This is a genomic window from Microvirga vignae (assembly GCF_001017175.1).
Classification (GTDB): Bacteria; Pseudomonadota; Alphaproteobacteria; order Rhizobiales; family Beijerinckiaceae; genus Microvirga; species Microvirga vignae.
The window spans coordinates 35006-48782 of the sequence record NZ_LCYG01000051.1 but is presented as its reverse complement, the minus strand read 5'-3'; the positions used below and the strand labels follow the sequence as shown (position 1 = coordinate 48782).

At 61.1% G+C, this 13777-nt stretch carries 11 protein-coding genes and 1 pseudogene; 6 read left to right on the top strand and 6 right to left on the bottom strand.

Annotated features, from left to right (window positions below; genetic code table 11):
* Positions 1-649: 649 nt before the first annotated feature.
* On the bottom strand, positions 650-1846 hold the full coding sequence (locus AA309_RS18985; protein WP_047190581.1) for an MFS transporter: 1197 nt from the start codon (positions 1844-1846) through the stop codon (positions 650-652).
* A gap of 81 nt (positions 1847-1927) precedes the next feature.
* Positions 1928-2575 (bottom strand): GntR family transcriptional regulator, encoded by a 648-nt coding sequence (locus tag AA309_RS18980; RefSeq protein ID WP_047190591.1) that lies wholly within the window; start codon positions 2573-2575, stop codon positions 1928-1930.
* A 206-nt stretch (positions 2576-2781) separates the two neighbouring features.
* Here AA309_RS18980 and AA309_RS18975 point away from each other — a divergent pair, with 206 nt between their 5' ends.
* The 5 genes from AA309_RS18975 (at position 2782) to AA309_RS18960 (ending at position 8556) form a co-directional block, all read left to right on the top strand.
* On the top strand, positions 2782-4248 hold the full coding sequence (locus AA309_RS18975) for an SLC13 family permease (protein WP_047190580.1): 1467 nt from the start codon (positions 2782-2784) through the stop codon (positions 4246-4248).
* A 52-nt stretch (positions 4249-4300) separates the two neighbouring features.
* Positions 4301-5677 carry a malonyl-CoA decarboxylase gene (locus tag AA309_RS18970; protein WP_047190590.1) on the top strand — a complete coding sequence of 459 codons (1377 nt, stop codon included), beginning with the start codon at positions 4301-4303 and terminating at the stop codon, positions 5675-5677.
* Between the two features lie 62 nt (positions 5678-5739).
* Positions 5740-7263 carry a malonate--CoA ligase gene (locus tag AA309_RS18965; RefSeq protein WP_047190589.1) on the top strand — a complete coding sequence of 508 codons (1524 nt, stop codon included), beginning with the start codon at positions 5740-5742 and terminating at the stop codon, positions 7261-7263.
* 271 nt (positions 7264-7534) lie between these two features.
* Entirely contained in the window at positions 7535-7771 is a 237-nt protein-coding gene (locus AA309_RS34450; RefSeq protein WP_150117644.1) for a hypothetical protein, read from the top strand.
* Positions 7772-8088: 317 nt separating this feature from the next.
* Positions 8089-8556, top strand: a complete 468-nt coding sequence (locus tag AA309_RS18960) for a nuclear transport factor 2 family protein (protein WP_047190579.1) — start codon at positions 8089-8091, stop codon at positions 8554-8556.
* Positions 8557-8633: 77 nt separating this feature from the next.
* On the opposite strand, the gene AA309_RS18955 is transcribed toward AA309_RS18960, so the two are convergent.
* From AA309_RS18955 to AA309_RS18945, 3 genes are all read right to left on the bottom strand, one after another.
* Entirely contained in the window at positions 8634-9638 is a 1005-nt protein-coding gene (locus AA309_RS18955) for an ABC transporter substrate-binding protein (protein ID WP_244470424.1), read from the bottom strand.
* Positions 9639-9742: 104 nt separating this feature from the next.
* Complete coding sequence (locus AA309_RS18950; protein WP_047190578.1) at positions 9743-11125, bottom strand: sensor histidine kinase; 1383 nt, start codon at positions 11123-11125, stop codon at positions 9743-9745.
* A complete protein-coding gene (locus AA309_RS18945; protein WP_047190577.1) occupies positions 11112-11789 on the bottom strand; it encodes a response regulator transcription factor in 678 nt (225 codons plus the stop codon). The genes AA309_RS18950 and AA309_RS18945 overlap by 14 nt, the downstream gene beginning before the upstream one ends.
* A 144-nt stretch (positions 11790-11933) precedes the next feature.
* On the opposite strand from AA309_RS18945, the gene AA309_RS18940 reads away from it, so the two are divergent.
* Entirely contained in the window at positions 11934-12905 is a 972-nt protein-coding gene (locus tag AA309_RS18940) for a Bug family tripartite tricarboxylate transporter substrate binding protein (protein WP_047190576.1), read from the top strand.
* Between the two features lie 178 nt (positions 12906-13083).
* Here AA309_RS18940 and AA309_RS18935 read toward each other — a convergent pair.
* Positions 13084-13749, bottom strand: a pseudogene (locus tag AA309_RS18935) (gamma-glutamylcyclotransferase).
* Positions 13750-13777 lie beyond the last annotated feature (28 nt).

Genomic DNA, 13777 nt, shown 5'->3' with positions numbered 1-13777 from the left:
GGTGAGGATTTGCGACAGAACCCAGCAATTTCCCTGGTTGGGACGACATCACCATTCGCCTCGAACTCAGCTCCAACGATCCTGACTGGCAAATTACTACCAACGGAACGGATGGGCCGACGGCGGGCTACATTCGGGGCTCCTTCCGAGTGCCATACTGGTACGCGGATCATCCGCGTGCACGTATCTGACGGCTTGCACTTCGTTGGCGCAAATAGGATCGGGGCAGATGACGCAGATCCCTTGCATTGAAGTGTTGGCCAGCAGTTCGCCAGCGGGAGGACCTCTGACTTTTAGGCAGAGGGTCCTGGGTTCGAGTCCCAGTGCGCTCACCATATTTTTCCAGGGACTTAGCCTATTTGTGGCCAACCGGCAGGCCGCAGACTCAGATTCCAGTAACCACATAGTAAGCACCAGATCATGATTAGGGCCTGAACGTTGGCCAAACTTGTCTGCACGACTCGAGCGGCCACGGGGTAGGGCCTGAGCACTAATTGAACACGCGATGGAAAATTCTTGGGCTGTCCTAAAGAGGATCTTCGAAGTGTGTCTGTGGTATCTCGCTTGGAGCCTTTTGGTGAGCGTATTGGTCCCGCACGCTCACCCGCAAGCATTTGATCGCGGAACCAGATCTTCCCGTCAATGAGCATCATTCCGCCGGCATTCTGGACAAGTCAGGTAAGCCGTGAGCGGTCAGAAGAAATCCGATCGAACACAGGAAAACCACACCCCCGAACAGACTTGTCGCGCTCAGGACAAGGGTGAAACCGCTCATCCCGTGCAAAAGCGCGATGAGCGGCACGGCCAGACCGCTCGTTGTGAACCCAAGGAAGTAGCGCACGCTGAATGCTCGGGCCCTGTATTCGGTTGGAACGTAACGGGCGACCATCGCATCGTTCACGACGACTTGCCCATAGATAGCCGCCATGGTGAGCACCAGTCCACAAAGCATGGGTATCCCGCTCGTCAGAGCTGCGATGCCAAGCCCGATCGGCTGCAGGATTGAGAGACCAACGAAGATCCTCGGCAGTGTGAATTTGTCGACGAGGCGTCCCATGAGTAACTGCGTCAGCGCACCGAAGACAAACACGAGGGTGGCCAGAGACCCGGTCAGGACGAGGGGCAGGGTGGCACCGGCGCGCTCATCAATGATCTTGGGAAGTGCAATTGTCGTGATATTGAAAGTCATGCCACCTGCCACGATCGCTACCGCGAACAGCAGGAGTAGCGTCATCGGCCGTGCAACCGGGATCATGGCATTGCCACTGCCGGACTTGGTGCGACCATCTCCGTCGCTTGGCACGAGCTTAGCAAAAGTGACGCCGGCAATGAGGCAAACAAGTCCAGGCAGAATGAAGGCAGCGCGCCAGCCGAGGCTTGCGGCCAGAAAGGCTGTGATTCCTGAGGCGAAAGCCGCACCGAGGTTGCCCCACACCCCATTGAGGCCGAGATCTCGCCCAAGACGATGGGTATGGGTCACTAGCATCGTTGAGCCGATGGGATGGTAGATCGCCGAGAACACTCCAAGGACAAAGAGCCAGATGGCGAACATGATCGGCGAGTTCGCCGTCGAGAGCCCTAAACAGGCGATCCCACACCCGCCAAAGAAGATAGCGAGAAGATTGCGCCGCCCGATGCGATCCGCAAGCCAACCCATCGGCAACGAGAACAGGCCAAAGGCCACAAATGCGCCGGTCGAAAGACCAATGAGGGTGGCATAGGGAAGTTGCCGCTCTGCCGCGATTGCGATCACGGCAGTCGGGTAGATCAGAAGGACAAAATGGTCGAGCGCATGCGCGATGTTAACGAAGGCGATCATGCGTTGGGAGAGCAGGTCAGGAGACATCTTTCGCATCCTCGACATTTTTTTGTGCGCCACACCGCGGCTGCCGGACCCCGCCAGAATGCTCCACGGGCTACCCGGCGGCTAGGCCGCCCGATCGAAACTCGCGATGAAGTCGGCCAAGCGTTCTCCCTGAATCAGAATATGCTCCCGAAGTAATCGTTCCGCCCGATCGCTGTCCCCGGCACGGATGGCATCAACAATGCCCTGATGCTCCGCCAGTGAGTTCGCCACACGGCTGCGGGCCCGCAGCTGGAGCCGTCGGTACGGCTTGAGCCGGGCGTGAAGTTGTTGGGCCTGCTCCGCCAGAAAGGCGCTCTGGCAGGCCTTGTAGATGACGTGATGGAAGCGCTCGTTTGCGTAGTAGTAGGCGTCCGCGTTCTCCTGCGATGCCTCCCGGACGCAATCCTCGTGCGCCTTCTCGAGTTCCTTCTGCATAGGCTCCGTGATCCGGCGCGCGGCCAAAGCTCCACACATTCCCTCAAGCACGGCCATGACCTCGAATCGCTCGACCACATCCTTGAAGCTGAGCGAGGCGACAAATGCACCTCGTCGTGGCTGCAGTTCCACGAGTCCGGTCGAGGCAAGCTGCATCAGGGCTTCTCGGATCGGCGTCCGCGAGACCTCAAACCGAGCCGCCAAGCTCTGCTCATCCAGACGATCGCCGGGGCGGAACTTCCCAGTAATAATATCCTGCTCGAGGGCATCCCTTAAGGCTTGAGCGCGTCTCATCGTACCTGTCCCGGTCGCCAGCATCCTAAGGCAGACGTATATAATCTCACAAGCAAATTCTTGTATACAAAAACGTTGACACTTAATGCAATGCAGCGCAGTCTCTCATGCAAAGAAAACGGGGGATCCGCCTGCGCAATCCCCACGAGTTGGCTCGAAGCCACTCGTCCATCCGACGCAGAGGAGGAAACGGAGGAGCGGGTGCCATGTCACCACAGCTGATCTCAATCTACGCTCTAGTCGCCATGTTCGTGGTGGCTACGGTTCTACCGATCAACATGGGAGTGCTGGCGTTCGTCGGTGCTTTCCTGGTCGGGACCCTGGTGGCCGGCCAAACCACCAGTGCTATCATCGCCGGCTTTCCCGGCGGGCTGTTCCTGACCTTGGTCGGGATTACTTTTCTCTTCGCCATTGCCCAGAACAACGGCACCATCGACTGGCTCGTCCGGCTGGCCGTCAGGGGCGTACGGGGCCGGATTGTCGCCATCCCGTGGATTATGTTCGGGATCTCCGCAGTTTTGACCGCTGTCGGCGCCGTCAGCCCGGGCGCGGTCGCCATCATTGCCCCGATCGCGCTTGGCTTTGCGATCAAGTACAGCATCAATCCGCTCCTCATGGGCTTGATGGTCATTCATGGCGCTCAAGCCGGCGGCTTCTCACCGATCAGCATCTATGGCGGCATCACAAACCGTATCGTGGCGAAAGCCGGCCTGCCACTCAACGAGATCGTGACCTTTCTGGCGAGCTTTGGCGTGAACCTGACCGTCGCCGTTCTGCTCTTCTTCGTTCTCGGCGGGCGCAGGCTCCTTCAGGCCAGGGCCGATGTGTCAGCGGGCCAGGTTAGCCAGAGTGCTACGGCCGCCGCGTCGGCGACGGCACCCGTAACACCTGCGGCTGTTGCGGGCACCGCTGGCAACTTGGCTCTGGCTGTTCCGCACGTCGCCATAGCAGTCCCGCAGGCGGGCCCTCAGGTTTACGGCGATGCCGAGTCCGAGGCTCTGACCGAAGAGAGGATGCTGAGCGACCGACGCGACGATGCGCTGGCCAGTGGCGGCGAAGGCGCTGATCGACTGGCTGAAAGCCCGCATTGGTACCGGGTGCTCACTCTCGGCGGCCTGATCCTCCTGGCCGTCCTTACCCTTGCCTTCAATCTTGACATCGGTTTCGTGGCGATCACCATTGGCTTGGGTCTCTCATTGATCGCACCGAACCTGCAGAAGCGTGCCATGGGACAGGTTTCATGGCCCGAGATCATGCTGATTACAGGCGTGAGCACCTACGTGGTCGTACTCGAGAAGATGGGCACCATCTCCTTTGTCGGTGACAGCGTGGCGGGTCTAGCGTCTCCAATGCTTGCTGCCCTTCTGCTGTGCTTCATCGGCGCCGTCGTCTCGGCTTTCGCATCCTCGACCGCAGTCCTCGGATCTCTCATTCCGCTGGCCGTTCCATTCCTGCAATCGGGAACCGGCGTCAGTCCGATCGGCTTCATTGCCGCTATGGCTGTCGCATCGACTATTGTGGATGTGAGTCCCTTCTCGACCAATGGCGCTCTTGTCCTGGCCAATGCTCAGGGCGTCGACCGAGAGGCATTCTTCCGCAAGCTCATGGCCTATGGCGCGATTGTCACGGTGGTTGCGCCGATCGTCGTCTGGGCTCTGTTCGTCGTGCTTTGAAGCTGATCGTCTGTCGTGGATGAAGGAGACGAATGTGAAGCTCTCTCGATCAATGGCTGGGCTGGAGGCGGCGCCTGCTTTCTTCAGCGACCTGATTGACACGCTAACCGAGCGGGGGCGATCCCTGCTCGGTCAGAAAGGGGGGCGGGAGATTGTCGCCAAGGACGCTCTCCCGACTCTGGGCGAGATGCTGCTGTCGCGAAGAGGCGAGGCCTCAGGGGTTGCAATCGCCCAAACGTTGATTGCCAGCTACGCGGCAGCCGAGCCGTCCGAGCGATTGGCCTTCCTCCAGGCGCTTGCCGATCGCTTCGGGCCGGATCGCCGTCGGATCGAGCACGCGATCGAAGCGGTCCGCAAGGATCAGGGGACGGAGGCCCTCGAGAACCTGCATGCCGCGGCCGAGCCCCGGCGGCAGGAGCTGATCCGGCGTCTGAACCTCGCACCTGGGGGCACCTCCGCCCTGGTGCGAATGCGTGAGGAACTCCTCGAGTATCTGCCCAAACACCCGGAGCTGAAGTCGGTCGACGCCGACTTCACCCATCTCTTCTCGTCCTGGTTCAATCGGGGGTTTCTGGTGCTGCGGCCGATCGACTGGACCACGCCTGCCAACATCCTGGAGAAGATCATCCGCTACGAGGCGGTGCATGCGATTCAGAACTGGGACGATCTGCGCAATCGCCTCCAGCCGGAGGATCGCCGCTGCTACGGCTTCTTCCACCCGCAGCTCGTCGACGAGCCGCTGATCTTCGTCGAGGTGGCTCTGACCAGGGAGATTCCCGGTGCAATCGGCCCGCTCCTCGATCTGTCCCGCACCCCGATTGCCGCGACTGAGGCAACGACCGCCGTGTTCTACTCGATCTCGAACACCCAGAAGGGGCTCGGTGGTGTTTCCTTCGGCAACTTCCTGATCAAGCAGGTGGTGGAGAACCTCAAGCGCGAATTGCCGAGCCTCAAGACATTTGTGACGCTCTCGCCCGTGCCAGGTTTCGCACGCTGGCTGGAGCGCGAGCGCAAGAGCGAGGAATCATCCTGTCTCGATGCTGCGGCCAAGGAGGCGCTCGGGATCCTCGATGAACCCGGCTGGAGTGACGATCCGGAGAAAGTGGAGAGCGTTCGCGCCATCCTGCTCTCAGCTGCAGCCTGTTACTTCCTGAAGGCAAAGGACTCGAAGGGCCGTCCCGTCGATCCGGTGGCCCGGTTCCATCTCGGCAACGGGGCACGGCTCGAGCGTCTGAACTTCCCCGGCGACGTCTCCGCCAAGGGCCTGAAGCAGTCGCATGGGCTCATGGTGAATTACCTCTATGCCCTCGATGAGATCGAGAGGAACCACGAAGCCTTCGCCGAGAAGGGCGTGGTCGCTGCCTCCCCCCTGGTGCGCAAAGCCTTGCGGGCCGATCTGTCCTCCGCTGATCTGGTGCCCACCCCATGACCGCAACATCCCACGATCCCTTTGCCGGGTCCGTTGTCGACCCGCGTTTCGGAGCTCATGCCATGAATGCGAACCTGTTCGAGCGGCTCGAACGCTCGATCGCCGATCTCCCCAAGACCGCCATCACGACACCGGCCGGTGAGACGGTCAGCTATGCCGACCTGATCGCGCTGGCGGGCCGGCTGGCCAACGTGCTCGCCGCTCGCGGGGTCAAGCCCGGCGACCGTGTCGCCGTCCAGGTCGAGAAATCAGTTCCGGCGCTGGTGCTGTACCTTGCGACCGTTCGGGCCGGCGCCGTTTATCTTCCTCTCAACACGGCCTACACGCTTGCCGAGCTGGAGTATTTCATCGGCGATGCCGAACCCGCGTTGGTCGTCTGCGATCCGAGCAAACGCGAAGGGATCGAGCCGCTTGCTGCGAAGGTGGGAGCGGCGGTCGAAACGCTCGACGCCAAAGGGCAGGGCTCCCTCTTGGAGGCTGCAGACGATGCCTCCGAGATATTCGAGACGGTGCAGAGTGCAGGCGATGACCTTGCCGCAATCCTCTACACCTCCGGCACAACCGGCCGCTCGAAGGGCGCCATGCTGACGCATGACAATCTCGTGTCCAATGCCCTGACGCTGAAGGAGGTGTGGCGCTTCACGGCGGACGACGTGCTGATCCATGCCCTGCCGATCTATCACACCCATGGGCTCTTCGTGGCGAGCAACGTGACCCTGTTCTCCGGCGCGTCGATGATCTTTCTATCGAAGTTCGACGCCGACGAGATCCTCGGGCTGATGCCCCGCGCCACCGCCCTGATGGGAGTGCCCACCTTCTATGTCCGTCTGCTGCAGCATCCGGGCCTGACCAGGGAGGCGACCTCCGGCATGCGCCTGTTCGTGTCGGGCTCCGCGCCGCTGCTGGCCGAAACCCACCGCGAGTGGAGTGCCCGCACCGGGCACGCCATTCTCGAGCGCTACGGCATGACCGAGACGAACATGAACACCTCGAACCCGTATGATGGGGACAGGGTACCGGGTGCCGTCGGTCTGCCGCTGCCGGGAGTGTCGGTGCGGATCACCAATCCGGAGACGGGCGAGGAACTGGCACGCGACGAGATCGGCCTGATCGAGGTGAAGGGCCCGAACGTGTTCAAGGGCTACTGGCGCATGCCGGAGAAGACCGCCTCCGAGTTCCGTTCGGACGGCTTCTTCATCACCGGCGATCTCGGCAAGATCGACGAGCGCGGCTACGTGCACATTCTCGGGCGCGGCAAGGATCTGGTGATCACCGGCGGCTTCAACGTGTATCCGAAGGAGATCGAGGACGAGATCGATGCCATCCCGGGCGTCTTCGAGAGCGCCGTGATTGGCCTGCCGCACAAGGACTTCGGCGAGGGCGTCACGGCCGTCGTGGTCCGCTCGAAGGAGGCAGGGGTCGACGAGAAGACGATCCTGGCGGCGCTCGATGGCCGGCTGGCGAAGTTCAAGCTGCCCAAGCGGGTCGTCTTCGTCGATGAGTTGCCGCGCAACACCATGGGCAAGGTGCAGAAGAACGTGCTGCGCGAGCACTTCGCCGATCTGTACACGGCAAAGGCCTCATAACTCCCTACCCGAGGCATTCGTGAGCTTAGGGGATCGTAGCCTCAGGTCTATGGTCCCCGGCTTGTTTTGGCTCCGCTGTGAATGGCGATTCACAACCGCGGGACATGGCAAATGGCACTGGAATGGGGAGACCTGCCAAAAGTTCACGCCTCTATGTAATGGCTGCATGACGAACATGCAGCTTTGGCTGTTTTGAACTGCCGAGCAAATAGCCATATAGGGCAAAGGAAACGCTCAAGGATCTTTAGAATTCCAGTAAGGAGTCCGTTCCTTGACGATCATTGCTTTACTTGGCCATTCACTGGCCAATCTTCGACGCAAGTCAGCTAACCTCGAACAACAGAAGGTTCTTCCCTCTAGCGAGAGGAGCTACGGCTTCTGGACAACCTTGATTGCTGCGCGAATGCAGGAGGCCGATCTCCTCGCCAGCGGTTATATCCAGCGCCCTGACGATGCGACTGCAGGGGAGCCTGTCCGCCAACTCAATGGTTGGGTGTTTCATCGCTGATGGCTCCGCCGCTCGCTGAGCACCGTTGCCAAAACCTGTTCAGCAGCTCTCGATAAGGTTTGAGAAGTTTGCCCGAGTTCCTGAAGGGCAAACTTCTCCTAACTTCTCCTCCTGGCACTTTCCGGAAGTAGGACGAACGTCCGTATTCGCACGGTGAGCAGATCTTTACACGGTCACGCTCAAAGACCGCCTTTGACCCGTTGCTGACTTTCCGGGCTCTACTTTCCTCAGGCGGCTTTCCATGGCAATAGCAGCCTAGGCCTGCATCGATGCTGCCTGCATCGACCACTCTCGTTTCGCCACGGAGGATGACCGGTATGGAAGCCTTGGACGCTCTCGACCACGTTGCCATCAACGATGTCCTCTGCCGTTTCTTCCTAGCCTTCGATGAGCGCGATTGGGGCGCCATGGAGAACTGTCTCGCACCCGAGGTATTCATCGACTATTCCTCGTCAGGCCGCGAGCAGCCCAGCACCATGAGCGGGACCGAGTTCGTTCAACGCCGGCGGGATGCGGTCGACACCCTGGCCAAGCATCACAGCTTCTCCAACCTGCTGCTGTCGAAGGACGAGGATGGCGTGAGGGGACGCTGTAACTACCTGATCCTGAGGTTCGACCGCGACTTCAATGGGGAGGGCGAGGACTTCTATCACTCGTGCGGGGCCTACGAGTTTCGGTTCGGCAAAGTCCAGGGCGGGTGGAAGATCGCCAGCATCACGCAACGGGCGCTGCGGAGTTGGGGCAATCGCCAACTCCACGGCGGCACGCGCAAGGCTGACGGCTAACACACGAAGGCTTAACGCCAACCTCCCGCATCATTGCCTTTGCGCAAGATCCCGATGTGTTGCAGTAGGCCAGTGGTCTACCGGGTCGCCATGTCGACGAGGGAGCGACTCCAGTCAGCGATGAACCGTCTGCGCCTTTCGTCGTCCTGAACCGCAAGCAGGGCGGGACTGATCGCGATCGGGCGGGCGATCCCTGTCCGAACGATAGAGGCTGCTCCTTCAAGGCCGGTGGGCCCCTCTCCGGCAAAACCGAAAAAGAAGGCCTCGCGCTGTGCCAGCGTTTGGCCGCGGGCCGATAGAAGATAACTTATGAAGCGGGCACCTGCGGTGGCATTGCTCGCCTCGGCAAGGAGCATCGCTCCCCGGCTGAGCACAAGGGTGTAGTCCGCGGGCATGACCAGCCCGAGATTGGCTCCAGCGCGAACGCGGGCATAGGCATACGACGCCAGCATGTTGTAGCCGATGAGGAGACGACCTGCCTCGATCTCATCAAGGATTTCACCTGTGCAGCAGCGCACGACGGCTTGGGCGCGCCCAAGGCTTTCGAGGAGCCGGCCATACGTGGTGGTCGTCTGCTGCGAGTCGTTGAACGCCAGCAGATAGCCGATGCCCGACTGACGAATATCGTAGGTGCCGACGCGGCCCTGATAGGTCTCAGGCTTCAATCGCAGAAGGTCAGCAATCTCAAGGTGTGTTTTCGGGACATCCTCAACAGGAACCTTCTCACGATTGTAGACGAACACGACCGGCTCAAAGGTAAAGCCGAAGACTTCGTCCCGCCAATTGGCCCAGCGTGGCACCGTCTGGGTTTCCGGCGAGTCAACACTGCGTGCGCAGCCGTCGTTGGCAAGTTTCACCAGCTGGTCGACGCCCGAGGACAGAAGGACATCACCTAAGGGGCGGCCGTCCTGACAAGCCTTGTTCGCCGCAGCAAAGAGATCGTTCGTGACGTATTCCACGAACTCAACCCGGGTATTGGGATTCAGGAGTTGGAAATCACGGATCAGCGGCTCCATGGCCGGGCGGTCGGTTGCAGCATGGATTGACAGAACCTCTTGCTCAGTCTGCAGGGCAGGGAACATCGGGGTTGGGCTACCCTGTGTAAAGCCTGCTGAAGGCTGGACTACAGCCCAGAGCAGACAAAGGCACAGCAACGTGGGCCGACACAGCGGGAACTTCAGGCCATTCATGAGTTGGGTCCAGTCTCGCTAGGCAAGCTCATGATGACGGCAAAGCCATTCTCGTCCGCATGGCGGAAGCTCAGGCTTCCACCATGGGCAGCGAGCACGTCCGCGGCAATGGAGAGCCCGAGCCCGGATCCGTCTGGCGAAGGTGTGCCGAACCTTTCGGTCACCTGAGGCCACAGCTCAGGGGGAATGCCCGGGCCATCGTCCTCGACCTCGATTTCCACCGTCTTGAGTTCCTGGCGCACGCGAAGCGTGAGCTGCGTTGGAGCGCCATGGCGGATCGCATTGTCGACCACGTTCTTGACCGCTTCCTTGAGGCTGATGGCATCACCTGCAATCGTCACCGGAACCGGCGGCAACTCCAGGGAGGTCAGGACATCGCGGTCAAGCGCTTCCGGCACCGCCTCGCGGATCGCATGCCGAACAATTTCGACCACATCCACTGGCTCAAGCGGTACGGCTCCCGCACGATGGTTGACCATGGCGTGACTGAGCAACTGGCCTGCGAGGCGGGACAGCTGGTCAACACGCTCCTGCACCCGTGTGAGGTACTGCAGCGCCTGGGGCTCCATGGGCTGTCGCGACAGAAGCTGAAGCTGAGCCTTCAATGCCGTCAGGGGCGTGCGGATCTGGTGTGCGGCATCAGCGATGAACTGCTGCATCAGATCCATTCGGCTCTTCAGGCGGGTGATGAACTCATTCGTCGCGGAAACAAACGGACGTAGCTCGCGGGGTGTGCTGACGGTGATCAGCGTCACGTCATGGGGGTCCCGGTCCCGGAGCACGGCTCCAACGCGTCCGATAGGCCTGAGTGCATACCGGATCGCAAAAACGGCTCCGCCGAGGGCCAGAGCGCTCATGGCTATGACAAGCGCCACCGCACGCAAGGTCAACTCCCGGGCCAAAGCCGTGCGCGCCTCTGTGGTCTGGGCCACGACCACGTCGACACGTCCCTGGACGGAAGGATCAGAGAAGTAGCGGCCGACCTTTGTCATCCGAACATCCACCCCCTTGAACCGGCCGTCCAGGACGGCCGGGCTTGCCATGGCAGGAGCATCGCTCTCAGGCGTCACCAGATCGGCATACCCGGTCAAGGTGCGGCCACCCGGATCGACGACCTTGTAGAAGATCCGGTCACGCTCCGAACTCGCCAGCAACTCGAAAGCCGACACCGGCAGTTCGACCGTCAGAGTTCCGCCCTGCACGTTGAGGGCCTCTGCCATCTGGTACGCTGCGCCAACCAGCAGACGGTCATAGGCGTCATTCGCGGCCTCGCGGGCATAATACCAGGCTGCCGTCGTCAAAGCGGCGGCACCCGCCAGTAGCACCAGCGAGATGAGTACGATCAGGCGGGAGAACAGGGATGGTTCACGACGCGCCATGCGGAACCATCTGATAGCCGAAACCCCGAACCGTCACGATCTGGGCATTCGCTCCCTGCAGTTTCTTGCGCAGACGGCCGATGTAAAGCTCGACTGCGTTGAATGAGGGAGCCTCCTCGTCGAAGCCGAAGACCTGGTCCAGCAAATCCTCCTTGCTGAAGACCCGGCCGGGACGCGAGGCCAAGATTTCGAGCAGGGTCACTTCACGGCGGGTCAGGTGTACTTCGCGCTGGCCCACCCGAACGGCACGAGCCGACCTGTCGATGCAGATGTCGCCGCATTCGAGCAGGTTCGTGGCTTCGCCATGGCGGCGGCGCAGCAGAGCCCGAGCTCGCGCTTCCAGCTCACGAAAGTCGAACGGCTTCACTAGGTAATCGTCGGCACCGATGTCGAGGGCGCTCACCCGGTCCTCCACCTCGGACCGAGCGGTGAGCATCAGGACGGGGGTCGTGCTGCCGGAGGTCCGAAGGCGTTGCAGGATCGAAAACCCGCTCCAGCCCGGCAGCATCACGTCAAGAATGATCAGATCATATAATGTCTCGTCGAGCGTGTTGGCTGCGGCCTCGCCGTCGGTCTCCCAGTCCACGACATGGCCGATCCGGGCGAAGTGCTCGACAATCGCCTCGCCCACGTCCCGCGTGTCCTCAACCAGAAAGATGCGCATGCCTTCCGTCACTCTGGATGACAGGTGAATGACAGGTTCCGACCCTAACGTACCCCGTAAGCTCGGGCCACAACTTATACGCCCCCAGAGCAATAACATTGCGGTTCTTCTCGTGCCGAGGAGAACGTATGTGGGAGACAGGAAATGTCCTTAGACCGTCGTAGCTTCAACAAAGCCCTCCTTGCAGCCGCCACAGCCGGTCTTCTGCCGGCGCTGCCAGCATGGGCGCAACAGCTCAAGAGCCTCAAGATCATTGCTCCCGCCGGTCCCGGGGGAGGATACGATCAGCTCGCCCGCGCGGTGCAGGAGGTCCTGATGAGCGAAAAAATCGCGACCAGCGTGCAGGTCCAGAACGTGCCGGGTGCCGGCGGCACCATCGGGCTGGCCCAGTTCATCAACTCCAAGGATCGAGACCCCTCGCTGATGATCGCCGGTTTCGGTCTCGTGGGTGCGCCCGTCATCAACAAGTCCCCGGTAACGCTGGAACAGACTACGCCCCTCGCGCGGCTCCAGGGCGAGTACCAGCCACTGTTCGTTGCTGCTGAATCGCCCATCAAGACCGTCACGGACCTGGTGAACAAGTTCAAGCAAGATCCGGGGTCAGTCACCTGGGGCGGCTTCGCGCACGGCTCTCCCGACCACGTCCTGTGCGGATTGGTCGTCAAGGCTGCCGGCGGTGATGTGAAGAAGATGAACTACATTCCCGTGGGCACCGGCGGCGAGATGCTGCCGCTGGTGATGAACGGCAAGATCACCGTCGCTACCGGTGGTCTTAACGAGGTTGCCGGTCAGTTCAAGGCGGGCAAGCTCAGGCCGATTGGCATCTCGTCGCCGGAGCGCCTTCCCGGCGTCGACATTCCCACCTTCCGGGAACAGGGCGTCGATGCCACTCTCGTCAACTGGCGCGGATTGATGGCTCCTCCCGGTGTCAGCGCCGAGGACAAGCAGGCACTCGAAGCGGCGGTCGCCAAGCTGGTGCAGAGTGCGTCCTGGAAGAAGCTCCTTCAGGAACGGGAATGGGTCGATCTCTACATGCCGTCTGCCCAGTTCACGACGTTCATCAAGGAGGAGCAGAGCCGCATCTCGTCCATCCTTAAGGAACTGGGTCTCGGCTAAGAAGCCGGCTCATAGCACCGCGGCAGGAGTGCTCTGAGGTGCTCCTGCCCAAACCGGAACGAAAGAGCGTGGTCCGCTTCAGCGCTTAAGAGATGACGTCCGTTGAGTGGCCGGCATGTGAGCGTTTGACCCGGTGCGGACCATCCGGTGAAGTGAACTTGGCCCACTATCCGAAGTGTCATTGGCGAAGGTCCTCTGCGACGAGGGCCTGAAGCCGCCACAGATTGCGATCTCGAATGCCTTCGGCTTCCAAGTGGGCGACAGTGTTGTGGAGGTACTCGGCGCATGAACCAGCCGGCCCACAAGCCCGCGCGAGCATGAAAGCTACCTCAGGCAACGGCAATCGCTTCACTAATCGATCGCCTTTGACATCTGCCCAGAAGGACAGTGCGCGCCGGCTGCCCGCCCGGGTTCTGACCCACAGCCAGCGCACCATATCGACCACCTCTCCGTAATGGATCTCCCGGAGCAAGAGGATCCTAAGGCTTTCCCGTCGATGCTCGTCCGGCAAGCGAAGGTTCACACCGTCGCATCTTCCCCCGGGCTCAAGCGCCATCATCAAGCCTGGCTGCTCACTCGCGGCCCGCCATCTCTCCATCCTGAGGGAGAAGGCCCGGTGCCAACCATACGCTGTGGCGCGCTCTTTCTCGGCGACCTCAAAGCCTGGATTCCAGATCAACGATCCCTACGCGAACACCCATATGGGTTCGGCACCAGCCTCCCGATCGATGCGGTCCGTCAGCGGTTCCAGTTCATCGTCAGGCAGCAGTGTCCAGCCAGGTTCAGGCCCTTCATCGGGCACCTCCCTCACCGTGCAGGCGACAAGCTCTGGGGCGAGAAGCATGGCGCGCCGATTGGTGCTCCTCGCAGCA